Source organism: Streptomyces sp. NPDC028910, from assembly GCF_055564955.1.
Genome location: NZ_JBVHVF010000014.1, coordinates 1 through 23,804 on the forward strand (window position 1 = coordinate 1; position 23,804 = coordinate 23,804).

Annotated in this window: 25 protein-coding genes; 12 read left to right on the top strand and 13 right to left on the bottom strand. The window is 71.3% G+C overall.

Going from position 1 to position 23,804, the window contains the following annotated elements; genetic code table 11:
• Positions 1–125 precede the first annotated feature (125 nt).
• Both fabI and fabG read right to left on the bottom strand, forming a co-directional pair.
• On the bottom strand, positions 126–896 hold the full coding sequence (gene fabI / locus ACZ4TV_RS18295) for an enoyl-ACP reductase FabI (RefSeq protein WP_468135692.1): 771 nt from the start codon (positions 894–896) through the stop codon (positions 126–128).
• Between the two features lie 5 nt (positions 897–901).
• The gene (gene fabG, locus ACZ4TV_RS18300; RefSeq protein ID WP_468135693.1) at positions 902–1,621 is read right to left on the bottom strand and encodes a 3-oxoacyl-[acyl-carrier-protein] reductase; all 720 of its coding nucleotides are present in this window, start codon (positions 1,619–1,621) and stop codon (positions 902–904) included.
• Positions 1,622–1,766: 145 nt separating this feature from the next.
• Between fabG and ACZ4TV_RS18305 the strand changes: the two genes are divergently transcribed.
• Genes ACZ4TV_RS18305 through tyrS form a run of 3 tightly spaced genes read left to right on the top strand, consistent with a single transcriptional unit; the run spans position 1,767 to position 6,046 of the window.
• Positions 1,767–3,329 carry a TldD/PmbA family protein gene (locus ACZ4TV_RS18305; protein WP_468135694.1) on the top strand — a complete coding sequence of 521 codons (1,563 nt, stop codon included), beginning with the start codon at positions 1,767–1,769 and terminating at the stop codon, positions 3,327–3,329.
• Complete coding sequence (locus tag ACZ4TV_RS18310; RefSeq protein ID WP_468135695.1) at positions 3,326–4,726, top strand: metallopeptidase TldD-related protein; 1,401 nt, start codon at positions 3,326–3,328, stop codon at positions 4,724–4,726. Before ACZ4TV_RS18305 ends, ACZ4TV_RS18310 begins: the two co-directional genes overlap by 4 nt.
• A 51-nt stretch (positions 4,727–4,777) precedes the next feature.
• Entirely contained in the window at positions 4,778–6,046 is a 1,269-nt protein-coding gene (gene tyrS / locus ACZ4TV_RS18315) for a tyrosine--tRNA ligase (RefSeq protein ID WP_468135696.1), read from the top strand.
• Positions 6,047–6,149: 103 nt separating this feature from the next.
• Here tyrS and ACZ4TV_RS18320 read toward each other — a convergent pair whose 3' ends face one another.
• On the bottom strand, positions 6,150–6,428 hold the full coding sequence (locus ACZ4TV_RS18320) for a GlsB/YeaQ/YmgE family stress response membrane protein (protein ID WP_468135697.1): 279 nt from the start codon (positions 6,426–6,428) through the stop codon (positions 6,150–6,152).
• A 188-nt stretch (positions 6,429–6,616) separates the two neighbouring features.
• Between ACZ4TV_RS18320 and ACZ4TV_RS18325 the strand changes: the two genes are divergently transcribed.
• Together ACZ4TV_RS18325 and ACZ4TV_RS18330 are read left to right on the top strand one after the other, a co-directional pair.
• Positions 6,617–6,958, top strand: a complete 342-nt coding sequence (locus ACZ4TV_RS18325) for a DUF3099 domain-containing protein (protein WP_468135698.1) — start codon at positions 6,617–6,619, stop codon at positions 6,956–6,958.
• 151 nt (positions 6,959–7,109) lie between these two features.
• Positions 7,110–7,346: a hypothetical protein gene (locus ACZ4TV_RS18330; protein WP_468135848.1), complete on the top strand. Its 237-nt coding sequence runs from the start codon at positions 7,110–7,112 to the stop codon at positions 7,344–7,346.
• A 10-nt stretch (positions 7,347–7,356) separates the two neighbouring features.
• On the opposite strand, the gene moaA is transcribed toward ACZ4TV_RS18330, so the two are convergent.
• The 3 genes from moaA to ACZ4TV_RS18345 all read right to left on the bottom strand — a co-directional run bounded on the left by moaA (position 7,357) and on the right by ACZ4TV_RS18345 (position 10,526).
• Positions 7,357–8,346 carry a GTP 3',8-cyclase MoaA gene (gene moaA, locus ACZ4TV_RS18335; RefSeq protein ID WP_468135699.1) on the bottom strand — a complete coding sequence of 330 codons (990 nt, stop codon included), beginning with the start codon at positions 8,344–8,346 and terminating at the stop codon, positions 7,357–7,359.
• Positions 8,347–8,526: 180 nt separating this feature from the next.
• Positions 8,527–10,164: a solute symporter family protein gene (locus ACZ4TV_RS18340; protein ID WP_468135700.1), complete on the bottom strand. Its 1,638-nt coding sequence runs from the start codon at positions 10,162–10,164 to the stop codon at positions 8,527–8,529.
• A complete protein-coding gene (locus tag ACZ4TV_RS18345; protein ID WP_468135701.1) occupies positions 10,161–10,526 on the bottom strand; it encodes a DUF485 domain-containing protein in 366 nt (121 codons plus the stop codon). The genes ACZ4TV_RS18340 and ACZ4TV_RS18345 overlap by 4 nt, the downstream gene beginning before the upstream one ends.
• Positions 10,527–10,782: 256 nt before the next feature.
• Here ACZ4TV_RS18345 and ACZ4TV_RS18350 point away from each other — a divergent pair, with 256 nt between their 5' ends.
• Positions 10,783–12,324: a S8 family serine peptidase gene (locus ACZ4TV_RS18350; RefSeq protein WP_468135702.1), complete on the top strand. Its 1,542-nt coding sequence runs from the start codon at positions 10,783–10,785 to the stop codon at positions 12,322–12,324.
• Between the two features lie 69 nt (positions 12,325–12,393).
• Here the strand turns inward: ACZ4TV_RS18350 and ACZ4TV_RS18355 are convergent, their stop codons facing one another.
• The 7 genes from ACZ4TV_RS18355 to ACZ4TV_RS18385 all read right to left on the bottom strand — a co-directional run bounded on the left by ACZ4TV_RS18355 (position 12,394) and on the right by ACZ4TV_RS18385 (position 19,644).
• A complete protein-coding gene (locus tag ACZ4TV_RS18355; protein ID WP_468135703.1) occupies positions 12,394–13,437 on the bottom strand; it encodes a zinc-dependent alcohol dehydrogenase family protein in 1,044 nt (347 codons plus the stop codon).
• 55 nt (positions 13,438–13,492) lie between these two features.
• Positions 13,493–14,194: a lysoplasmalogenase gene (locus ACZ4TV_RS18360; protein WP_468135704.1), complete on the bottom strand. Its 702-nt coding sequence runs from the start codon at positions 14,192–14,194 to the stop codon at positions 13,493–13,495.
• On the bottom strand, positions 14,191–15,123 hold the full coding sequence (locus ACZ4TV_RS18365; RefSeq protein WP_468135705.1) for a sterol desaturase family protein: 933 nt from the start codon (positions 15,121–15,123) through the stop codon (positions 14,191–14,193). The genes ACZ4TV_RS18360 and ACZ4TV_RS18365 overlap by 4 nt, the downstream gene beginning before the upstream one ends.
• Before the next feature lie 272 nt (positions 15,124–15,395).
• Positions 15,396–16,646, bottom strand: coding sequence for an amidohydrolase family protein (locus ACZ4TV_RS18370; protein ID WP_468135706.1), 1,251 nt, complete (start codon positions 16,644–16,646; stop codon positions 15,396–15,398).
• A complete protein-coding gene (locus ACZ4TV_RS18375; RefSeq protein ID WP_468135707.1) occupies positions 16,643–17,947 on the bottom strand; it encodes an amidohydrolase family protein in 1,305 nt (434 codons plus the stop codon). Before ACZ4TV_RS18375 ends, ACZ4TV_RS18370 begins: the two co-directional genes overlap by 4 nt.
• A gap of 13 nt (positions 17,948–17,960) precedes the next feature.
• Complete coding sequence (locus ACZ4TV_RS18380; RefSeq protein WP_468135708.1) at positions 17,961–18,845, bottom strand: SDR family NAD(P)-dependent oxidoreductase; 885 nt, start codon at positions 18,843–18,845, stop codon at positions 17,961–17,963.
• A gap of 1 nt (position 18,846) precedes the next feature.
• Entirely contained in the window at positions 18,847–19,644 is a 798-nt protein-coding gene (locus ACZ4TV_RS18385; RefSeq protein ID WP_468135709.1) for an acetoacetate decarboxylase family protein, read from the bottom strand.
• A 131-nt stretch (positions 19,645–19,775) separates the two neighbouring features.
• Here ACZ4TV_RS18385 and ACZ4TV_RS18390 point away from each other — a divergent pair, with 131 nt between their 5' ends.
• The 6 genes from ACZ4TV_RS18390 (at position 19,776) to ACZ4TV_RS18415 (ending at position 23,753) form a co-directional block, all read left to right on the top strand.
• The gene (locus ACZ4TV_RS18390; protein ID WP_468135710.1) at positions 19,776–20,405 is read left to right on the top strand and encodes a TetR/AcrR family transcriptional regulator; all 630 of its coding nucleotides are present in this window, start codon (positions 19,776–19,778) and stop codon (positions 20,403–20,405) included.
• A gap of 65 nt (positions 20,406–20,470) precedes the next feature.
• Complete coding sequence (locus tag ACZ4TV_RS18395; protein ID WP_468135711.1) at positions 20,471–20,593, top strand: hypothetical protein; 123 nt, start codon at positions 20,471–20,473, stop codon at positions 20,591–20,593.
• Positions 20,594–20,706: 113 nt separating this feature from the next.
• Positions 20,707–21,684, top strand: coding sequence for a DEDDh family exonuclease (locus ACZ4TV_RS18400; protein WP_468135712.1), 978 nt, complete (start codon positions 20,707–20,709; stop codon positions 21,682–21,684).
• A gap of 109 nt (positions 21,685–21,793) precedes the next feature.
• Complete coding sequence (locus ACZ4TV_RS18405; protein WP_468135713.1) at positions 21,794–22,027, top strand: hypothetical protein; 234 nt, start codon at positions 21,794–21,796, stop codon at positions 22,025–22,027.
• A gap of 163 nt (positions 22,028–22,190) precedes the next feature.
• On the top strand, positions 22,191–22,988 hold the full coding sequence (locus ACZ4TV_RS18410) for an SURF1 family cytochrome oxidase biogenesis protein (protein ID WP_468135714.1): 798 nt from the start codon (positions 22,191–22,193) through the stop codon (positions 22,986–22,988).
• A gap of 9 nt (positions 22,989–22,997) precedes the next feature.
• Positions 22,998–23,753 carry an SDR family oxidoreductase gene (locus tag ACZ4TV_RS18415; RefSeq protein ID WP_468135715.1) on the top strand — a complete coding sequence of 252 codons (756 nt, stop codon included), beginning with the start codon at positions 22,998–23,000 and terminating at the stop codon, positions 23,751–23,753.
• The last annotated feature ends 51 nt before the right edge of the window (positions 23,754–23,804 follow it).

A 23,804-nucleotide genomic window follows, 5' to 3' on the forward strand; every position in this document is an offset into this window, starting at 1 on the left:
CCCCCCCCCCCCCCCCCCCCCCCCCCCCCCCCCCCCCCCCCCCCCCCCCCCCCCCCCCCCCCCCCCCCCCCCCCCCCCCCCCCCCCCCCCCGCCGCCGTACGGACGCGGGAGACGTGACCGGGGATCAGGCACCCATCGCGTGCAGGCCGCCGTCCACGTGGACGATCTCGCCGGTGGTCTTCGGGAACCAGTCCGACAGCAGGGCCACGATGGCCTTGCCCGTCGGCTCCGGGTCGTTCATGTCCCACTCCAGCATCGAGCGGGAGTTCCAGACGTTCGCCAGGTCCGAGAAGCCCGGGATGGACTTCGCGGCCATCGAGCCGATCGGACCGGCCGAGACCAGGTTGCAGCGGATGTTCTCCTTGCCCAGGTCGCGGGCGAGGTAGCGGCTGGTGGCCTCCAGCGCGGCCTTGGCCGGACCCATCCAGTCGTACTGCGGCCAGGCGAACTGCGCGTCGAAGGTGAGGCCGACGACGGCCGCGCCCTCGTGCGGGAACAGCGGCTTGCAGGCCATGGTCAGCGACTTCAGGGAGAAGGCCGAGACGTGCATGGCGGTCGCGACCGACTCGAACGGGGTGTTCAGGAAGTTGCCGCCGAGGGCGTCCTGCGGCGCGAAGCCGATGGAGTGGACGACGCCGTCGAGCCCGCCGAGCTCGTCACGGACCAGGTCCGCCAGGCGGGCCAGGTGCTCCTCGTTGGTGACGTCGAGCTCGATGACCTTGGCGGGCTTCGGCAGCTTGCGGGCGATGCGCTCCGTCAGCGTCGGCCGCGGGAACGCCGTGAGGATGACCTCGGCGCCCTGCTCCTGGGCCAGCCTGGCGGCGTGGAACGCGATGGAGGACTCCATCAGCACCCCGGTGATGAGGATGCGCTTGCCCTCGAGAATTCCGCTCATGGTGATCAGTGACCCATGCCCAATCCGCCGTCAACGGGAATGACGGCTCCGGTGATGTACGCGGCGTCGTCGGACGCCAGGAAGCTCACGGCTGCCGCGATCTCCTCGGGCTGCGCGTAACGGCCGAGCGGCACCTGGCCCACGATGCCGGCGCGCTGCTCGTCGGTGAGCACCTTCGTCATGTCGGTGTCCACGAAACCGGGGGCGACGACGTTGAAGGTGATGTTGCGGGAGCCCAGCTCACGGGCGAGCGAGCGGGCGAAGCCGACCAGCGCGGCCTTGGAGGCGGCGTAGTTGGCCTGCCCTGCCGAGCCGAGCAGTCCGACGACCGAGGAGATCAGGACGACGCGGCCCTTCTTGGCACGGAGCATGCCACGGTTCGCGCGCTTGACCACCCGGAAGGTGCCGGTGAGGTTGGTGTCGACGACCGACGCGAAGTCCTCCTCGGACATCCGCATCAGCAGCGTGTCCTTGGTGATGCCGGCGTTGGCCACCAGCACCTCGACGGCACCGTGCTCGTCCTCGATCTGCTTGTAGGCCTGCTCCACCTGCTCGGAGTCGGTGATGTCGCACCGCACCGCCAGAACACCGAGCGAGGTGAGCGCCTGCGGCGGCTCGCCCGACCGGTACGTGATCGCGACCTTGTCGCCGGCCTCCGCGAAGGCTCGGGCGATGGCGAGGCCGATGCCCCGGTTTCCTCCGGTGACGAGAACCGAGCGGCTCAACGGATCACCCTTTCGCTAGCGGTCTGAATACCAAAAACCTATAGGTCGCATCCCCCGTACGGAGAATCGACCCCCGACAGGGCCTTGAGACGGGCTCTGTCGAGTCCCTACAGAAAGAGGTAGGCACAAGGGCCCGGATCGCGACATGATCGGGGCGACCGGCCCCGACCCCGGGAGGACTTCCGTGCCCCATTCCATCGACGCGGCCTTCACCGCGCTGCCCTTGCGGGCGCTCGCCGACGCGGCGCTCGCCCGGGCCCGCGCGCTGGGCGCCGACCATGCCGACTTCCGGCTCGAGCGGATCCGCAGCGCCTCCTGGCGCCTGCGGGACGCCAAGCCCTCCGGCGGATCCGACACCACCGACCTCGGCTACGCGGTCCGCGTGGTGCACGGCGGCAGTTGGGGTTTCGCCTCCGGTGTGGACCTGACCATGGACGCCGCCGCCAAGGTGGCCTCGCAGGCCGTGGCCATGGCGAAGCTGTCCGCCCAGGTGATCAAGGCCGCCGGTTCGGACGAGCGGGTGGAGCTCGCCGACGAGCCGGTGCACGCGGAGCGGACCTGGATCTCCGCCTACGACGTGAACCCCTTCGAGGTGCCGGACGCGGAGAAGGCGGCGCTGCTCGCCGACTGGAGCTCGCGGCTGCTGGCGGCCGAGGGGGTCGCGCACGTGGACGCCTCGCTCCTCGCCGTGCACGAGAACAAGTTCTACGCCGACACGGCGGGCACCTCGACCACGCAGCAGCGGGTGCGGATCCACCCGCAGCTCACGGCCGTCGCCGTGAACGGCACCACCGGCGAGTTCGACTCCATGCGCACCATCGCCCCGCCGGCCGGGCGCGGCTGGGAGTACCTGACCGGCACCGGCTGGGACTGGAACGCCGAGCTGGAGGAGATCCCCGGCCTGCTCGCCGAGAAGATGCGGGCGCCCAGCGTGCAGGCGGGGCGCTACGACCTCGTGGTGGACCCGTCCAACCTGTGGCTCACCATCCACGAGTCCATCGGCCACGCCACCGAGCTCGACCGGGCCCTGGGCTACGAGGCGGCGTACGCGGGAACCTCCTTCGCCACCTTCGACCAGCTGGGCAAGCTCAAGTACGGCTCCCCGATCATGAACGTGACGGGTGACCGCACCGCCGAGCACGGGCTGGCCACGATCGGCTTCGACGACGAGGGCGTCCAGGCGCAGAGCTGGGACCTGGTCAAGGACGGCACGCTGGTCGGCTACCAGCTGGACCGGCGGATCGCGAAGCTGACCGGTCTCGGGCGCTCCAACGGCTGTGCCTTCGCCGACTCCCCCGGGCACGTGCCCGTGCAGCGGATGGCGAACGTGTCGCTCCAGCCGGATCCGGGCGGCCTGTCGACCGAGGACCTCATCGGCGGGGTGGAACGCGGGATCTACGTGGTCGGCGACCGCTCCTGGTCGATCGACATGCAGCGCTACAACTTCCAGTTCACCGGGCAGCGGTTCTTCCGGATCGAGAACGGCAAGCTGGCCGGGCAGGTGCGCGACGTCGCGTACCAGGCCACCACGACCGAGTTCTGGGGCTCGATGGAGAAGGTCGGCGGCCCGCAGACCTACGTCCTGGGCGGCGCCTTCAACTGCGGCAAGGCGCAGCCGGGCCAGGTCGCGGCGGTCTCGCACGGCTGCCCGTCCGCGCTGTTCCAAGACGTGAACATCCTGAACACCACGCAGGAGGCCGGGCGATGAGCTCGTCGATTCGAACGACCAAGCCCCACGAGATCGTCGAGCGGGCGCTGGAGCTTTCCACCGCAGACGGCTGCGTCGTCATCGCCGACGAGGAGTCGAGCGCCAATCTGCGCTGGGCGGGCAACGCCCTGACGACCAACGGCGTCACCCGTGGCCGGACCCTGACGGTCATCGCCACGGTCGACGGCAAGGAGGGCACGGCCTCGGGGGTCGTCTCGCGCTCCGCCGTCACGGCGGCCGACCTGGAGCCGCTGGTCCGGGCCGCCGAGGCGGCCGCGCGCGGGGCCGGCCCGGCCGAGGACGCCCAGCCGCTGGTCACCGGGACCCCGGCCTCGCCGGACTTCACCGACGTCCCGGCCGAGACCAGCTCGGCGGTGTTCGCGGACTTCGCCCCGGCCCTCGGCGAGGCCTTCGCCCGGGCCCGTGCGGGGGGCCGGGAGCTGTACGGCTTCGCCCACCACGAGCTTGTCTCCACGTACGTCGGCACCTCGACGGGCCTGCGGCTGCGCCACGACCAGCCCAACGGCACCCTGGAGCTCAACGCCAAGTCACCGGACCGCCAGCGCTCGGCCTGGGCCGGCCGCGCCACCCGGGACTTCAAGGACGTGGACCCGACCGCGCTGGACGCGGAGCTCGCCGTACGGCTGGGCTGGGCGGAGCGGAAGATCGACCTGCCCGCCGGGCGGTACGAGACCCTGCTGCCGCCGACGGCCGTGGCGGACCTGCTGATCTACCAGATGTGGTCGGCGACGGCCCGGGACGCGGTGGAGGGCCGTACGGTCTTCTCCAAGCCCGGCGGCGGCACCCGGCTCGGCGAGAAGCTGTCCGAGCTGCCGCTGACCCTGCGCAGCGACCCGAACGCGGAGGGCCTGGAGTGCCCGCCGTTCGTGATCGCGCACAGTTCCAGCGACGACGCGTCGGTGTTCGACAACGGTCTGCCGGTCCCGGCGACGGAGTGGATCCGTGACGGCGAGCTGAACCGGCTGATGACGACCCGGCACACGGCGGGCATGACCGGGATGCCGCTCTCCCCCGGCTTCGGGAACCTGATCCTGGACGGCGGCGGCGAGAAGTCGCTGGAGGAGATGGTGGCGGGGACCGAGCGGGGCCTGCTGCTGACCTGCCTCTGGTACATCCGCGAGGTGGACCCGGCCACGCTGCTGCTCACGGGGCTGACCCGGGACGGCGTCTATCTGGTGGAGAACGGGCAGGTCGTGGGCGAGGTCAACAACTTCCGGTTCAACGAGTCCCCCGTGGACCTGCTGTCGCGGGCCTCGGAGGCCGGGCGGAGCGAGAAGACCCTGCCGCGCGAGTGGAGCGACTGGTTCACCAGGGCCGCGATGCCCGCGCTGCGCATCCCCGATTTCAACATGAGCTCGGTCAGCAAGGGCGTCTGACCCACCTAGACTGAGTCCTGCAATGCCCTCGTGAGAAGGAGTCGAGAGACCGTGACGGACATCGTCGACGAACTGAAGTGGCGTGGGCTCTTCGCCCAGTCCACCGACGAAGAAGCGCTGCGCAAGGCGTTCGCGGACGGTCCTGTCACGTTCTATTGCGGCTACGACCCGACGGCGGCCTCGCTGCACGTCGGGCACTTGGTGCAGGTGCTCACCATGCGCCGGCTCCAGCTGGCCGGGAACCGGCCGCTCGCGCTGGTCGGCGGGGCCACCGGCCAGATCGGTGACCCGCGGCCGACGGCCGAGCGGACCCTGAACGACCCGGCCGTCATCGCGGAGTGGGTCGGCCGGCTGCGTTCGCAGATCGAGCCGTTCCTGTCCTTCGAGGGCGAGAACGCGGCGGTCCTGGTGAACAACCTGGACTGGACGGCGGGCATGTCCGCCATCGAGTTCCTGCGGGACATCGGCAAGCACTTCCGCGTCAACAAGATGCTGACGAAGGACTCGGTCGCCAAGCGGCTGGAGTCCGACCAGGGCATCAGCTACACGGAGTTCAGCTACCAGCTGCTCCAGGGCATGGACTTCCTGGAGCTGTACCGGCGCTACGGCTGCGTTCTCCAGCAGGGCGGCTCCGACCAGTGGGGCAACCTGACGGCCGGTCTCGACCTGATCCACAAGGTCGAGCCGGGCGCGGTCGTGCACGCGATGGCGACCCCGCTGATGGTCAAGGCGGACGGCACCAAGTTCGGCAAGACCGAGGGCGGGGCCGTCTGGCTCGACCCGGAGATGACCACCCCGTACGCGTTCTACCAGTTCTGGCTGAACGTGGACGACCGGGACATCTCCACCTACATGCGGATCCTCTCCTTCAAGTCCAGGGAGGAGCTGGAGGAGCTGGAGGCGCAGACCGCCGAGCGGCCGCAGGCGCGTGCCGCGCAGCGGGCGCTCGCGGAGGAGCTGACGACGCTGGTGCACGGCGCCGACCAGTGCGCCGCCGTGATCGCCGCGTCGAAGGCGCTGTTCGGTCAGGGCGACCTGGCGGAGCTGGACGAGGCCACGCTGGCCGCGGCCCTGTCGGAGCTGCCGCACGCCAAGGTCGCCGAGCCCGGCCTGGTCGTCGACCTGTTCGCGGAGACGGGCCTGGTCGCCAGCAAGTCGGCCGGCCGGCGGACCGTGAAGGAGGGCGGCGCCTACGTGAACAACGTGAAGGTCACCGCCGAGGACGCGGTGCCCGCCGCGGAGGACCTGCTGCACGGGCGCTGGCTCGTCCTGCGCCGCGGCAAGAAGAACCTGGCCGCGGTCGAGGTCACCGGCGCCTGACGCCTCGTAGCGCCGCACGACACGGAACACGGCACGGAACACGGCGGAGGGGCCGGTTCGGACACACGGTCCGGCCGGCCCCTCCGTCATGCTCCGCCGCGTCTCATGTCGTCCGCCGTTTGCCGCCCCGCATCGCCACGTAGATCATGTCGCCGAGGCCGACCACGACGACCGCTCCGGCGAGCTGCAGCAAGTGCCGGACCCAGTCGATGCCCCGGGTCTCGCCGACGCCGATCCAGGTGGCCACGGCGTTGCCGAGGACACCGCCGATGATGCCGAAGACGGTGGTGAGCCAGAGGGGCTGGTGCTGCTTGCCCGGCAGGATGGCCCGGGCAATCAGCCCCAGCACGAAACCGACGATGATCGCCCACAACCAATGCATGTCGAGCCTCCTCCTGGCGCGTTGTGCGCACGTGGGCCCAGTCTCGGCCCGCCCGGCGTACGGCGCATTTCGGGCAGCGCATTAGGGGGCACTCCCCAGGGGGCCCCTCTCCTCGCGGACACGGGCCCGCGTACCGTGGGGAGGGTCCCGGGACGGGGAGCGCCCGGCAGGTGATCAGGTGGTGGAACGTGGAGCGAACGAAGCGGCAGAAGCGGAACGGGGCCGAGGTCTTCCGGATCACCGGCGCGCGGATGGGGCTCGCCGAGGACGTGCGGGGCCGCCAGCGCCGATACGTGATCTCGATGGCCGTGCGGACCCTGTCGGTCATCGCGACCGTGCTCTTGTGGAACGTGCAGCGTCCCGTGGCCGTCGTGACGCTCATCGCGGGCGCCCTGCTGCCCTACGTGGCCGTGGTCATCGCCAACGCGGGGCGCGAGTCGACGCCCTCGCTGCCCTCGCACTTCATCCCGGCTCCCGTGCGGCCGGCACTCGACGGGGGAAACCTCAAGAAAAGCTCAGATCAATCATGAAGTTCCGGTGCACTCCACCGGGTCCTGCGTGACATACTGCTCACGCGCTCCGCATCCCCCGTCGGAGCGACGGACCGACGCCGGGCAGCTCCCCCCGTGGCTGCTCGGCGTCGCCTTTCCGTTCTAGGGTTGGGCCGTGACTTCCTCTGACATCTCCGGCCCGGACGAAACCCCCACCTGCTCCGCCAAGGGCTGCCGCGCCGCGGCCGTATGGGTCCTGGCGTGGAACAACCCGACGCTGCACACGCCGGAGCGGCGCAAGACCTGGCTGGCATGCGAGGAACACCGCGAACACCTCTCCCAGTTCCTGGGGGTCCGCGGTTTCCTCAAGGACGTCGTGAAGATCGACGAGTGGGTGCAGCCGGAGGGCTCGGAGCGCCTGCGCTGACCCGGGGGCGTCAGCCGCCGATCGCGGACATCGGGCGGTCGGGCTGCAGGAAGGACGGGTCGTCGAGGCCGGACCCGGCCTTCTTGCCCCACATGGCCACCTTCCACAGCCGGGCGATCTCCTCGTCCGGGGCGCCCGAGCGCAGGGCGGCGCGCAGGTCCGACTCCTCGGTGGCGAACAGGCACGTACGGACCTGGCCGTCGGCCGTGAGCCGGGTACGGTCGCAGGCGCCGCAGAACGGGCGGGTGACCGAGGCGATGACGCCGACGGTGGCCGGGCCGCCGTCGACCACCCAGCGCTCCGCCGGGGCGGAGCCGCGCTCGTCGGCGCCTTCCTCGGTGAGCGTGAAGCGGGTGCGCAGGGATGCGAGGATGTCCCCGGCGGTGATCATGCCCTCGCGCTTCCAGCCGTGCTGGGCGTCGAGCGGCATCTGCTCGATGAAGCGGAGCTCGTACTCGTTCTCCACGGCCCAGGCCAGCAGGTCGGGGGCCTCGTCGTCATTGAGCCCCGGCATGAGCACGGCATTGACCTTGACGGGGGTGAGGCCGGCCTCGCGGGCCGCGGCCATGCCGTCGATGACGTCGTGGTGCCGGTCGCGGCGGGTGAGGGTCTTGAAGACCTCGGGCCGCAGGGTGTCCAGGGAGACGTTCACCCGGTCCAGGCCGGCGGCCTTCAGGGCCTGCGCGGTGCGCTTGAGACCGATGCCGTTGGTGGTGAGCGACATCTTGGGGCGGGGCTCCAGGCCGGCGCACTGCTCGACGATCCCGACCAGGCCGGGGCGCAGCAGCGGCTCGCCGCCGGTGAAGCGGACCTCGGTGATGCCGAGCCGGGTGACCGCGATGCGGATCAGCCGGACGATCTCGTCGTCGCTGAGCAGGTCGGACTTGCCGAGCCACTGCAGTCCCTCTTCGGGCATGCAGTACGTGCAGCGCAGGTTGCACCGGTCGGTGAGCGAGACGCGCAGGTCAGTGGCCACGCGGCCGTAGGTGTCGAGAAGCACTGTGGGCCCCCTCCCCTGTCCGGATCCGTAGAGGTACGCGCGATGTTGGATCTACGTCACGCGTTCTAATTCCGAGCCTACGCGACGCCTGTGTCATGCAGAGGTGCCCAAATGAACGAGACGTAACGTGGCCGCGTCGTAGGGACCTACGACGCGGCCACGCTGGGTGTTCGGACGATCTCAGTGCGCCCCTGTTCCGGTGAGGGAACGGACTTCCAGCTCGGCGAACTTCTGGGGGTCGGCCTTCTCCTTGGAGAGTACGGTCCCCAGCCAGCCCAGCAGGAAGCCGAGGGGGATCGAGATGATGCCCGGGTTCTCCAGCGGGAACCAGTAGAAGTCGGCGTCCTTGAACATCGAGGTGGGCTTGCCGGAGACGACCGGGGAGAAGAGCACCAGGCCGACCGCCGAGATCAGACCGCCGTAGATGGACCACAGCGCGCCCTGGGTGGTGAAGCGCTTCCAGAAGAGGCTGTAGAGGATCGTCGGCAGATTGGCGGAGGCGGCGACCGCGAAGGCGAGCGCGACGAGGCCGGCCACGTTCAGGTCGCGGGCGAGGGCGCCCAGGCCGATGGCGACGGCGCCGATGACGACGGTGGACCAGCGGGCGGCGCGCACCTCCTCCTGCTCGGTGGCGTTGCCCTTGCGGATCACGTTCACGTACAGGTCGTGCGCGAAGGACGAGGAGGAGGCGAGGGTGAGGCCCGCGACCACGGCGAGGATGGTCGCGAAGGCGACCGCGGAGATCACGGCGAGCAGGATGGCACCACCGGTGGAGTCCGGTCCGCCTCCGATCTCCTGGGCGAGCAGCGGGGCCGCTGTGTTGCCGGCCTTGTTGGAGGCGAGGATGTCGGCCCGGTTGAGCAGGGCGGCGGCGCCGAAGCCGAGGGCGATGGTCATCAGATAGAAGGCGCCGATGATGCCGATGGCCCAGTTCACGGACTTGCGGGCGGCCTTGGCCGTGGGGACGGTGTAGAAGCGGATCAGGATGTGCGGCAGACCGGCGGTGCCGAGGACCAGGGCGATGCCGAGCGAGATGAAGTCCAGCTTCGTGGTCGCGTCCTTGCCGTACTTCAGACCGGGTTCGAGGAACTTCACCCCCTGCCCGCTGTTCTCCGCGGCCTTGCCCAGCAGCTCGGAGACGTTGAAGTTGAACTTCACCAGCACCAGGAAGGTGATCAGCAGGGCGCCCGCGATCAGCAGGACGGCCTTGATCATCTGGACCCAGGTGGTGCCCTTCATCCCGCCGATCGTCACGTAGAGGATCATCAGTACGCCGACCAGCGCGACCACGGCCACCTTGCCGCCGTCACTGGTGATGCCCAGGAGCAGCGAGACGAGCACGCCGGCGCCGGCCATCTGGGCGAGCAGGTAGAAGATCGAGACCACGATGGTGGAGGTGCCGGCGGCGGTGCGCACGGGCCGCTGGCGCATCCGGTACGCGAGGACGTCGCCCATCGTGTAGCGGCCCGAGTTGCGCAGCGGCTCGGCGACGAGCAGCAGGGCGACCAGCCAGGCGACGAGGAAGCCGATGGAGTAGAGGAAGCCGTCGTAGCCGAAGAGGGCGATGGCCCCGGCGATGCCGAGGAAGGACGCGGCGGACATGTAGTCGCCGGAGATGGCGAGACCGTTCTGGAAGCCGGTGAACTGGCGGCCGCCCGCGTAGAAGTCGGCGGCGTCCTTGGTCTGGCGGCCGGCCCAGATGGTGATGATCAGGGTCGCGACGACGAACAGTCCGAACAGGGTGATGATCAGCGGTCGGTGCTCGGAGGCGCCCGCGGCGACCGTCGTGACGTGGAGCGTGCCGTTCATCGCGCTCATTCCGCGGCCTCCATCCGCGCCTTGATGGCTTCCGCCTTGGGGTCGAGCTTGGCGGCGGCGTGCCGCGCGTAGAGCCAGGCGATGAGGAAGGTCGTCGCGAACTGGGCGAGGCCGAGCACGAGGGCGACGTTGATGTTGCCGAAGAGCTGGGTCCCCATGAAGTCGCCCGCGTAGTTGGACAGCAGGACGTAGAGCAGGTACCAGGCGATGAAGGCCACGGTGAGCGGGAAGGCGAAGGAGCGGTAGGAGCTGCGCAGTTCGGCGAACTCCGCGCTCTGCTGCACGCTCGCGAACTCATCGGCCGTGGGGCCCGCCGGTGGCGTTCCCGCGCTGCCCGGCGGCGGCGCTGCTTCGGTGGTCACGGGGGACTCTCCTTGTGACGCGGGTGCGGTGGGGACAACGGACAAAACAACCTCCGTGTGGGGGACGGTGGTGCTGATCCCCCCTGTCAACGGCACGGCCGGCGCGTCGGGACGGTTCAACACCCGGGGATTCTTCCGGAACTGATTGCTCGAACTGATGGCGCAGAGGGGAACGGCGACGCTAGGTTCACTTGTCATGGACCCGTCCGACGCGACCGCGTACGGACGGATTTTTCAAGGATGATCTGGAGAACCCATGGCTCATCTGGGATCCGGCCGCCGGCGACTCGCCGTACCGGTCGGCCTGGCGCTCACCGCTTCGCTCGCCTTCCTGCCCTCGGTCGCGGCCTCCGCCGCCCCGCTGGGCAACACGGCGGACGCGTCGACGACTTCGAAGGCCGACACCTCCGGCCCCAAGCTGTCGTACGTGGCGAACGTGAACGCGTACGCCACGGTGACGGCGGCGAAGAAGGCCATCGAGCGGGCCGGCGGAACGGTGGTGACGGCCTATGAGCAGATCGGGGTCGTCGTCGCACATTCCCAGAACCCGGACTTCGCCAAGCAGCTGCGGGCCCAGCGCGGCCTGTTCGTGTCGGTCGGCGCCACCCGGACGGCCCCGCTGCAGGCGGTGCAGACCACCGACGAGGGCGCGACCCAGCAGCTGAGCGCGGCGGACGCCGCCAAGGCGGCGGCCCAGGCCCAGGAGGGTCAGGAGCCGCTCGAGCCCAACCAGTGGGACCTGCGGACGATCAAGGCCGACGAGGCTCACAAGATCAACGATGGCAGCCAGGACGTCACCGTGGGCATCATCGACACGGGTGTCGACGACACCCACCCCGATCTCGCCCCGAACTTCTCCAAGGGCCAGTCGGCCAACTGCGTCGGCGGTGTCGCGGACACCACCGAGGGCGCCTGGCGCCCGTACGCCGACGGCAGCGACCACGGCACGCACGTGGCCGGCACCATCGGAGCCCCGCGCAACGGCGTCGGCATCAGCGGTGTCGCGCCCGGCGTGAAGATCGCCGCGATCAAGGTGAGCGAGCCCGGGACCAGCCTCTTCTACACCGAGGCGGTCGTCTGCGGCTTCATGTTCGCCGCCGAGAAGGGGATCGAGGTGACCAACAACAGCTACTACGTCGACCCCTGGCTCTTCAACTGCAAGACGGACGACGACCAGAAGGCGCTGGTGGAGGCCATCGGCCGGGCCACCAAGTACGCCGAGCGCAAGGGCACGCTGCACGTGGCCTCGGCCGGCAACTCCAACCAGGACCTGGCGGCCGACTCCCTCGTCGACGAGACCAGCCCGAACGACACCACCCCGGTGCCGCGCACCATCGACCCGAGTTTCTGCCTCGACCTGCCCACCCAGCTGCCGGGCGTGGTCACCGTCTCGGCGACCGGCGACAAGGGTCTGCGCTCGTACTACTCCAGCTACGGCCTCGGGGTCGTGGACGTCGCCGCCCCCGGCGGCGACAAGTGGCAGGTCCCCGCCACCCCGGACGCCAACGGGCGCGTGCTGTCGACCATCCCGGGCGGGCTCTACGGCTACAAGCAGGGCACCTCGATGGCGGCCCCGCACGTCGCGGGCGTCGCGGCGCTGCTCAAGAGCGCCCACCCGTCGGCCACGCCGTCGCAGCTCCAGGCGATGCTGAAGGCGCAGTCCACGAAGGCGGCCTGCCCGAGCCAGATATACAACAGCGCGGGCACGCTGATCGACGCCACCACCTGCGAGAGCAAGTGGGGTCAGACCGGCTACTACGGCTACGGCGTGGTCGACGCGCTCAAGGCCGTGAAGTAACGCCCTTCGGCGGGACAGCGGACGGGCCGGGCGGGGATCACCCCCGCCCGGCCCGTCCGTTTCATCCGGTCAGGGCTTGATCAGCACCTTGAGGGCGCTGCGGTCGTCCATCGCGCGGTAGCCGTCCGGGACCTCGTCCAGGGACACGGCCCGGTCGAAGACGGGCGCCGGGTCGATCGCGCCGCTGAGCACGTCCTCCAGCAGCTCCGGGATGTAGGCGCGGACCGGGGCGACGCCACCGCGCAGGGTGATGTTGCGGTCGAACATGACGCCGAGGTCGAGGCCGGTGCCGCTGCCGTGCGGGACGCCGACGTAGCCGACGGCGCCGCCGTCGCGGGTGATGTTCACGGCGGTGCGCATGGACATCTCGGTGCCGACCGCCTCGATGACCGCGTGCGCGCCCCGGCCGCCGGTGAGTTCGCGCACGGCCGCCTCGGCGGCCTCCCCGCGCTCGGCGACGACGTCGGTGGCCCCGAAGAGCTTGGCTATGTCCGTACGGGCGGTGTGGCGGCCCAGTGCGATGATCCGCTCGGCGCCGAGGCGCCGGGCGGCGAGGACCCCGCACAGGCCCACCGCGCCGTCGCCGACGACGGCGACCGTGGAGCCCTTGCGCACGCCCGCGCCCAGCGCCGCGTGGTGCCCGGTGCCCATGACGTCGGAGAGTGCGAGCAGGCCGGTCAGCAGGTGGTCGTCGGAGACGGCCGCGGCGGGCAGCTTCACCAGGGTGCCGTCGGCGTGCGGCACGCGGACGGCCTCGCCCTGGCCGCCGTCGTGGCCGACCGAGCCCCAGAAGCCGCCGTGCTCGCAGGAGGTGAACAGGCCCTCGGAGCAGTAGTCGCAGGTGCCGTCCGACCACATGAAGGGCGCGACGACGAGGTCGCCCGCGCGCAGGCCCGAGACGGCGGAGCCGGTCTCCTCGACGATGCCCAGGAACTCGTGGCCGATGCGCTGGCCCGGCCGGCGCTCGGCTTCGCCGCGGTAGGCCCACAGGTCGCTGCCGCAGATGCAGGCGCGCAGGACGCGGACGACGGCGTCCTCGGGGCGCTGGATCGCAGCGTCGGGCACCTCCTCCACGCGGATGTCGTGCGGGGCGTGGATGACGGTGGCGCGCATGGTGGTGCAGTCCTCCGGCTCGGGGTCGTTCAGTCTTGTACGACTGAGGGCCGTCCTACCGTACGCCTGCTTCGCGGGCGGTCACGCCGGTGGCCAGGAGGTACTGGGCGGCCAGATAGGTCGCCATGATCCAGAAGTCCGGGCGGGGCAGCTGGGGCCACTCGGCGACTCCGGTGGCGATGAGGGTGTCGGAGAGCAGGAACAGCGCCCCGCCGATCCCGGCCCGCAGGCCCAGCGCGCTGGAGCGCAGCGCCATGGCGGTGAGCAGCAGGCTGTAGCCGGCGACGGGGATCCGCAGGTCGGCCGGCAGGTCGGCCCACAGCAGGGCGACGGTCCCGAGGAGGGCGAGGGCGTACGCGCCCGCGAGCAGCGGGTTCGCGGCCCGCTTGCCGAAGAGGACGAGGTAGCACACGTGCCCGACGGCGAAGGAGCCCATGCCGGCGAGGAAGGCGGGCTCGGCGTCGAAGAGCAGGGCCAGGTCCCCGCCCCAGCCGAACAGCAGGGCGGCGATCAGCAGGCGGGGCGCGCCGCGGCCGGTCCCGTGGCGGACGACCACGTAGGCGACGAGCAGCGGCATCAGCAGCGGCTTGGCGATGACGTGCCCGAGGTGCCAGCCGGCCAGCAGCGACCCGAGGTCGACGGTGGCGGCGAGGGCGAGGGCGGTGAGCGCGGCGCGGCCGAGGCGGGCCCGGCCCGCCGACGGCCGGCCGGTGGCCAGGGAGGGCGCGGGGCTGCCCGGGGACTTCGCGGTGCTCACGCGGTGGTCTCCCGTACGGACGACCGGGAGTCGGCGGCGGTGTCGGCGGCAGCGGCAACCGGGGCCGCGGCGTCGGCAGGGACCGGGTTCGCGGCGACGGGCGCCGGTTGCCAGCCCGGACCGCGGAAGACCCGGCCGGCCCGCTCGCGCCAGTTCCCGGCGGCCCGCACGTCGCGGGCGATGGCGGCGTACTCGTGCGTGGCCACCCGCAGCGGGTTGTAGGTGTCGATGTTCTTGGTCAGCCCGAAGACGGGCTTCTCGCTCTCCCCCACCCACGAGCCGAACATCCGGTCCCAGACGATGAGGATGCCGCCGAAGTTCCGGTCCAGGTAGCCGCCTTGGGAGGCGTGGTGGACGCGGTGGTGGGAGGGCGTGTTGAGGACGTATTCGAAGGGTCGCGGCAGCTTGTCGATGCGCTCGGTGTGGATCCAGAACTGGTAGACGAGATTGACCGAATAGCAGAACGCGATGGCCGCCGGGTGCACGCCGAGGGCGATCATCGGCACGTAGAACGGCCAGGAGGTGGCGCTGGTCCAGGGCTGGCGCAGGGCGGTGGTGAGGTTGAACTTGCGGCTGCTGTGGTGCACGACGTGGCAGGCCCACAGGATGCGGATGACGTGGTGGCCGCGGTGCTGCCAGTAGTAGCAGAAGTCCTGGGCGAGCAGGATGAGCGGGAACGTCCACCACAGGAAGGGCACGCGCAGCGGGGTCAGTTCGTACACGGCGGTGTAGATCGCGACGACCGGAATCTTCCAGAGAAGGTCGAAACCGATGCTGCCGAGCCCCATGCCGACGCTGGTGACGGCGTCCTTGGTCTCGTACCCGGCGGCGTCCTCGTCGGGATGGATGCGGTAGCTCACCACCTCGATGACGGTGAGCAGTACGAAGGCGGGTATGGACCACAGCACGACATCGGGCAGGTTCGGCATGTCCGCACCATAGAGGCGCCTTCCGGGGTGCCGCTAGAGGTTGTTACCGATCGGTATCCGACCGGGTTACCAGCGGTTCGCGCGACGGGCCCGGGCGGGGGCAGGGCGGGGGCAGGGCGGGCGGATGACGGGGGTCGAGACGGTTCCCTTACGGCCGGCCGAGGCCCGGCGCCGGCTCCAGCCGTTCGGCCCCAGCACCGCCCGCACCCTGGTCCCGCCCGAGCGGATCCGGCGCCTGAGCCCCTTGTGATCCGCCCAGCCGGGAAGGATGGTCACCAGACCCGGACCGAGCCCCCTCGGGCGAAGGCCGGGCTGGTGGCCTGCGGGGGGACCGTCGTCAGGGGCTGCGCGATCTCCGAGACCAGGGGGCCGTGCTGGGCGGCGACCGCGTCCAGGAGGGAGAGGTCGAAGCCGTAGACGCGGGCCGCGTTGCCGCCGACCATCGCGGCGACCTCCTCGCGAGGGAGGCCCGCGTAGGCGATGCGGAGGCCTTCGCGGGAGAAGGGGGTGGTGCCCTCGTCGTGGGGGTAGTCGCTGCCCCACATGATCTTGTCGAGGCCGATCCGGTCCCGCAGCGGGACCTCGTGGGGGCGCATGAAGCTGGCTCCCACGAAGCAGTTGTCCCGCCAGACCTCGCTCGGGCCCCTGCCCATCGAGTCCGCGAGGCCCGCCCCGAATTTGGACTCGGCCGTGGCCGATGCGGCGACCAGGCGGCCGTGGTAGTAGTCCAGCATCTCCAGCACCCCGGGGATCCAGCCGGAGCCCTGCTCCGTCAGGACCAGCTTGAGGCCCGGGTGGCGGCGGAAGGCACCGCCGAAGATGAGGTGCCACAGGGCGCGGTGCGAGAACCAGGTGGTCTCCACCATGAAGACCGCGCGGGCGGCGGGTTCGTCCCCCAGCGGGGGCGAGGCCGAGCCGCCGTGGTGGTTGACCGGGACGTCCAGCTCGTCGCACACCGCCCAGATGGGGTCGTAGGCGGCGGAGTAGAGCTCGGGGACGCCGCTGCCGGGCGGGGCGCCCGGCAGGAGGACGCCGCCCGTGAGGCCGGATTCCCGCGTGCGGCGGATCTCGCGGACGGCCTCGTCGACGTCGTTGAGCAGGATCTGGACCACGCCCGCGCGCCGGCCCGGTGCGTCCGCGCAGAAATCGGCCAGCCAGCGGTTGTGGGCCCGCAGCCCCGCCCAGCGGAGCTGGAACTCGGCGGCCGTCGGCGCCGGGGCCATCAGCGAGGCGCTGGGGAAGAACGGCGGGATCGTGTTCGGGAAGAGCACCTCCGCCACGATGCCGTCGGCCTCGAGTTCGGCCAGGCGGCGCTGGGAGTTCCAGTTGCGGTCCGCCGTGTCCGCGAGGAGGTCCTCGTACGGGTTCACGTACGCGGCGGCCCAGGCGTCGAACTCCTCGTGGTGGCGCTTCTCCAGGTACGGCTTGTAGTCCAGCAGGTCGGCGCCCGCGTGGCAGTCCGCCGAGATGACCGTGTAGCGGTCCTGCGTGGAGCGGTCCTGCGTGTAGCGGTCCTGCGTCATGACGAGACCCCCAGCACGGGAAAGTCGTGGTCCGTCAGCCAGTGGCGGCCCACCTCGCGCGAGCGGGCCCAGGAGGCCTCCACCGCCGCCTGGTCCGGGGACTGGCCCAGCTCCGCCGGGGTGGGACCGATCCGGCGGGCGATCGGGGCCAGCCGGGCGGTGTCGAAGCCGAAGACCTCGGCCGCCGCCAGGCCCAGCATCCGGCGGCTCTCCGCGACCGGGATGTCGTGGAAGGTCTTCTTCAGCCAGCTCCGGGTGTTCGGCCAGGTGCCCTCGGGGTGCGGGAAGTCCGAACCCCACAGGATGTTGTCCACGCCGATCTCGTAGCGCTGTGCCAGCTCCCGGCGCTTGGTGTTCGTCGCGCAGATGAACACCTGGCGGTCCAGGTACTCGCTCGGCGGCCGCTTCAGCTCCTCGAACGGCGAGAGCTTCTTGCCTCCGTGCGCGCCCAGGTAGAGCCGGTCCATGAACCACAGTTGGTTCGGCAGCCACCAGCAGCCCGACTCGGCGACGCCGAACCTCAGGCCCGGGTGCCGCTCGAAGACCCCCGACCAGAGCAGGAACCACAGCGGGCGGGCCGGCCACCAGGTGACCTCGGAGACGAAGATGCCCAGGTGGTCGCCGTACTCGTGGCGCGGCGAGGAACCGGAGTGGGTCACTATCGGCATCCGCGTCTCGGCCGCCGCCGCCCAGACGGGGTCGTAGCGGCGGTCGTGGTAGGGCGCCTTGTCCACCCACATCGCGGGGATCATCAGCGCGCCCAGTCCGGACTCCTTGGCCCGGTGGATCTCCGCGACCACCTTGGACGGCTCGCCCGTGATGGGGAGCAGGGCGACTCCGCAGTGGCGTTCGGGGTTCTGGGAGACGAACTCCGCCAGCCAGCGGTTGTGCGCCTGCGCGCCCGCCATGCCGAGCTCGGGGTCCTGGTCGCCGGAGAGGCCGAGGCCCACCCCGAAGGGAGCCGCGGTCTGGCTGTCGACGGCGTCCGCGTCGGGGAAGACGACTTCGGCGGCCACGCCGTCGCCGTCGAGTTCCTTCAGCCGCTGCCCCGTGTCCCAGCCCCCCCGGAGGCCTTCCTCGTGGTCGTGGAACCACTTCTCGGCGAAGGCCTCGTTGCGGACGCCCAGGCGGGTGGCCTCGGCGCGGCGGGCGTCGCGCTCGCCGAGGAACTCGTCGAACTGGCGGTGGAAGCGGGAGTCGAGGTAGGGCCGGTACTGCTCCGTGGGCAGGCCCGCGTGGCAGTCGGAGGAGATGATCAGGTAGGGGTCTTCGGCGGGGTTCTTCGGATTCCTGTCGGACACGACTCAACGCCCCTCAGTCGAGGATGAAGCTTTCCAGGTAGGCGGGGTTGGACCGGTCGAGCATCGACTGCGACCGGGCGCGGATCTGCCGGTCGCTGTGTTCACTGGCCGGGAGCATCCAGAAGCGGTCGGCGCGGATGCCGTCGACGACGTGCTCGGCGACCTCCTCGACGGGGGTGAAGTGCACCTCGTGGCCGGCCTTCTTCATCGCGGCCTCGTACTGGTCGAGGCTGCGGTACGGGGACTTGCGCGGCCGCTCCTTCGCATAGCGCTCGGGCCGGTTGCGGTGCGACTCCCACAGCCCGGTGCGCAGCATGTGCGGTCCGGGGAAGAGGACGGAGGCCCCGATGTCCGCGCCCTCCGCCTTGAGGTGGGCGTAGAGCGACTCGGTCATGGTGACCACGGCCGCCTTGGTGACGGCGTACACGGAGGCGGTGGGCAGCGGGGCGATGCCGCCGTCGCCGGAGGAGGTGTTGACGACGTATCCGGGGGCACCCGCGGCGATCATGCGGGGGACGAAGGCCTGGATGCCGTGGAAGACGCCCCACACGTTGACGGAGAAGGCCCACTTCCAGTCGTTGGGTTCGTGCTCCCACATCCGGCCCTCGGCGCCGGAGCCGACGCCCGCGTTGTTGCAGAGCACGTGCACGGCGCCGAAGGTCTCGTACGCCGCGTCGGCCAGCGCCAGCACGGAGTCCCGGTCGCTGACGTCGACGGCCCGGGCGAGCACCCGGGCCCCGTCCGCGTCCAGTTCGCCGGCGGCCTCGCGCAGGGCGCCTTCCTCCACGTCGGCGAGGACCACCCGCAGTCCCTCGGCGGCGAAGCGGCGGGCCATCGCGAGGCCGATGCCGCTGGCGGCGCCGGTGACGACGGCCACCTGTCCCGGTTCGAGTCGCACGTCAGACGCTCCCCTCGGGCGGCCCGTCGAGGATCTGCATCGGGTCGTCGTAGCGCTGGTGGATGTAGGGGAGCAGGGCCTGGGCACTGACCCGTTCGACGACCTTGCCCTGCTGGTCGGTGGTCTTCTCGCCGATGGTGATCTCCACGATCCGGCGGACGGGGAGGTCGGCGACCGGATCGAACATCGACTCGCGGAGCACCACGTCCCCGGTGACGTGCTCCAGCTTGCGGACCCTCTCGTTGCGCGTGCAGTGCACGAGCACCGGGTCGGCGTCGAATCCCGAACCGTCCACGGCAGGCAGGAACTTGAAGTAGAAATCCGTCTTCAGGGTCGGCTCGGGCAGCGGCAGCTCGCGGTCCACCGCCCCGCGCACCTCCACGAAGGCGATCCCGTGCCGGGCGAGGGAGGCCCGTACGACGAGTCCTTCGCGCTCGACGGTGACCTCGCCCAGCTTCTTCGGCTCGCCGAAGACCTCGCGTCCGCCGATCAGGGCGCGCTCGTGTGTCATCGGCATGACCAGCGGGTACCAGCCCTCGACCCCGCCGTGCCGGGCGGCGACGGCCACCGAGCCGGCGCCGAGCGGGTAGCCGGGCAGGTCGACCTTGCTGATGTTGGCCCGTACGAGGGGCCGGTCGGCCGGCTTGAGAGGCGGCGGCAGGACCGCCGCCACCACGTCGGGGTCGCTCTCCCAGACGGCCACCACGCCGGTGGACCAGATGTCGGGGAGCTTGGAACTCTTCTCGCGCGCCGCCGCGATCTCGGCCTCGGTCCGCGCTCCGTACCGTACGCGTGCCATGTCTCGCACCACCCTTCGGTCGGTTCTGTAACACAGTTACACCGCCACCGATGAAGGGTAAAGACCCCTGCACACACCGAAACTGACACTGTGCCAGTTCCCGAGACTCGACAGATGGGTGGGCCGGATCCATGGCCAGAAGCACACTGACCCGCGAGGAGGTGCTGGACGCCGCCGCGTCCCTGGTCAAGCAGCACGGTCCGGCCGCCCTCACCATGCGCAAGCTCGCCGCCGAGCTGGGCACCGCGGTGACGTCCATCTACTGGCACGTCGGCAACCGCGAATCGCTGCTCGACGCCCTCGTCCAGCGGACCGTGGAGGAGATGGGCGCGATCAGCCCCACCGGCCGCACTCCGGCCGAGCGGATCCTGTCGGTGGCCCGGATCCTGCGCCGTGAACTGCGGACCCGCCCGCACCTGATCGCGATGGTCCACGAACGCGGGCTCACCGAGCGCATGTTCCTGCCCGCCCAGCAGGCGCTCGTCCACGAGGTGCACGCCGCGGGGCTGCGCGGGGCCCGGGCGGCCGACGCGGTGCGCGCCGTCCAGTTCCAGATCGTCGGCTTCCTGCTCGTCGAGCGCAATCGCGAACGCTCCCCCGCGCAGTCCCCGGCCGAGAGCGAGCTCTGGGACCCGGCCGCGGCCCCGCACGACCCGGCCCTCGCCCGCGCCCTGGCCCGCCCGGCCGATCCGGAACGGCTGTTCCTGCTGTCCGTACGGTCCCTCGTGCACACCCTGCTCGCACGGGGCGCCGCCGGCTGAGCTCCCCCGAGGTCGAAGCCCTCGCGGGCACCGCCGCTTCGAGGCGGTCGCTGTTCCTCGCGCTGGTGGACGGCGAGGTCGCGCCCGCCGGTGCGAGCGGCTGCGTATACCGGCTGTTGCCGGGGCCGGTTGACGGCTGCGGCCTCGAACAGCTCGCGGCGGGCGACCTCGTCGCCGCCCTGGGCTGACAACCGGGGGCAGGCCCGGCCGGGGAGCGGGGCCCGGGCCGTCCGGCGGCCCTGGGCGGTCCGGGGAGGGCGGTCGTCGCGGACATGGCTGTCAGTCGGGGCCGATATCCTCTGTGACCATGCTCTACGACCGTACGACCGCAGAGACGACGTGGCCGACCGCGTACCCACAGGGGTACGCGGTCGTCGACGTGGAGACCACCGGGCTCGCTCGGGACGACCGGATAGTCTCCGCCGCCGTCTACCGGCTCGACGCGCAGGGCAACGTGGAGGACCACTGGTACACCCTGGTCAATCCGCAGCGGGACCCGGGACCGGTGTGGATCCATGGTCTGACCAGTGCGATGCTCTCGGACGCGCCGCTCTTCAAGGACATCGCCGAGGAGTTCGCCGGCCGCCTCGCGGACCGGGTGCTGGTCGCGCACAACGCCATCTTCGACTGGCAGATGATCGCCCGGGAGTACGCGCGGGCCGCCGGGACCGCGCCGGTCCGTCAGCGGCTGTGCACCATCGCCCTGTCGAAGGAACTGAACCTCCCGCTGCCCAACCACAAGCTGGAGTCGCTCGCCGCGCACTTCGGCGTGGTCCAGCAGCGCGCCCACCACGCGCTCGACGACGCCCGGGTGCTGGCGGAGGCGTTCCGCCCGTCGCTGCACGCGGCGGCGCGAGACGGCGTACGGCTGCCCCTGCTGGAATGCCGCCCCCTGACGGAGTGGTCGGATTCCGCCGCCACGCCGCGGGTGGGCTACCAGGCCTCGTACCGGGGCAGCAGCTGGCGGCCTTCGCGCAAGCGGCCGCCGTGCCCGCACCCGAATCCGGGGCGCTACGAGGACGGCGAGCCGTTGAAGCAGGGCATGCGGATCGCCTTCTCGGGTGACACCTCGGTGGAGCGGGAGCTGTTGGAGGACCGTGCGGTCGAGGCGGGCCTGCACATCGCGACGAGTGTGTCGCGGCTCACCAGCCTCCTGGTGACGAACGACCCCGACTCGGCGACCTCGAAGACGGTCAAAGCGAAGTCCTTCGGCACGCCGGTCGTCGACGAGGCGGCCTTCACCCAGCTGCTGCGGGACGTGGCCCCGGCGGAGTCCTGAGCCCGGGAAGTGTGGAGCCGATCGGGCCGTTGCGCCGGTTGGGTGCAGGCGCGGCGACTCACCCGGCTGGATCTTGTTCCGGCCCCTCCCCGTGCGCAGCATTCGGCGCATGGCACGTTGTGAGGTCTGCGGAAACGATTACGGCATGTCCTTCGAGGTGCACGCGCAGGGCGCGGTGCACGTCTTCGACTGCTTCTCCTGCGCCATCCACCGCATGGCGCCCCTCTGCGAGCACTGCCGGGTGTCGATCATCGGACAGGGCGTCGAGGTCGAGGGCCAGTGGTTCTGCGGGGCGCACTGCGCCCGCGAGGAGGGGAAGGTGGGCATCGTCGACCACGTCTGACTCCCGCGCATCCCGCGCGCCCCATGCGCCCCGCGCCCCGAATCCCTTCCCCCTCCCCTCTCCCCCTCGACTTCCCCGCTCACGCACCCCCGTCCCGTACGCCACGACCCCGGACGGCCACCCGGCCGCCGGGGTCCCGCGCGCTCGGGGTACCGTCGTGGGCGTGTACCGCTTTGTGCTGACCCGGCAGTGGGTGTGCCTCACCCTGATCGCCCTCGCCCTCATCCCCGTGATGATCAAGCTGGGGTTCTGGCAGTACCACCGCCATGAGCACCGGGTCGCACAGAACCAGCTGATCGACGCGAACCTGCGGGCGAAGCCGGTCCCTATCACGGAGGTCACCTCCCCCGGCCACCGGGTCCCCCGCGCGGACTTCTGGCGGACGGTCACCGCGACCGGCACCTACGACACCGCGCACGAGGTGGTCGTACGGATGCGGACCTCGAACGACGACAAGGTCGGCTTCCACGTCGTGACACCGCTCGTCCTCGGTGACGGCCGGGTGGTGCTGGTCGACCGTGGCTGGGTGCCGGGCGGCGACGACCCCCGCGCCTACCCGCCGGTGCCGGCCGCGCCCGCGGGCGAGGTCACGGTCACCGGCCGGCTGAAGGCCGACGAGACCAGCGGCGGCAGCGGCATCAAGGACCGCAAGGGCCTGCCGGACCGCCAGGTGATGCTGATCAACAGCGAGCAGCAGGCGGAGTACCTGGGCCGGCCGGTCCTCGGCGGATACCTGGAACTGACCGCTCCGGCCCCCTCGGAGGGCAGCCCCGAGACCGTCGCCGATCCCGACCACGACTCGATCGGCCCCCACATGGCGTACGCCGTCCAGTGGTGGCTGTTCACCGGCGCGGTCCCGGTCGGCTGGGTGGTCCTCGTACGGCGGGAGAAGCGCGACCGCGAGGAAGCGGCCGCGAAGGCCGAGGCCGAAGCCGCCGAGCAGGAGCCGGCGACGGCGTAGCGTGTCGGCATGGATCTTGGACTGAAAGACCGTGTCTACATCGTCACCGGGGCCACGCGCGGCCTCGGCTTCGCCGCCGCCCGTGAGCTGACCGCCGACGGTGCGAAGGTTCTCGTGACGGGCCGGGACGAGAAGCGGGCCGCCGACGCCGCCGCCGCGCTGGGCCCGGACGCGGCCGGGGTGGCGGCCGACAACTCCGACCCGGCGGTGGCCGACCGGCTCATCGCCACCGCGCGCGAGCGCTTCGGCCGCTTCGACGGCATCCTCATCAGCGTCGGCGGTCCGGCCCCGGGCTCCGCGGCCGACAACACCGACGCGCAGTGGTCGGCGGCCTTCGAGTCGGTCTTCCTGGGTGCGGTCCGCCTCGCGCGGGCGGCCGCCGCCGAGTTGGGCGAGGGCGGGGTCATCGGCTTCGTCCTGTCGGGCTCGGTCCACGAGCCGATCGCCGGTCTGACCATCTCCAACGGCCTGCGGCCCGGGCTGGCGGGCTTCGCGAAGTCCCTGTCGGTGGACTTGGGCCCGCGCGGGATCCGGGTGGTGGGCCTGCTGCCGGCGCGGATCGACACGGACCGGGTGCGGGAGCTGGACGCGCTGTCCGGCGACGCCGACGCGGCGCGGGCCGGGCACGAGTCCCGCATCCCGCTGCGGCGCTACGGCGCGCCGGAGGAGTTCGGGCGCACGGCGGCCTTCCTGCTCTCCCCGGCGGCCTCGTACCTGACCGGCGTCATGCTCCCGGTGGACGGCGGCTCCCGACACGGCTTCTGACCCGCCGTCTCCCGGGGTTCCGCCCGTGCGGACGGCATCAGCCAAATTTAG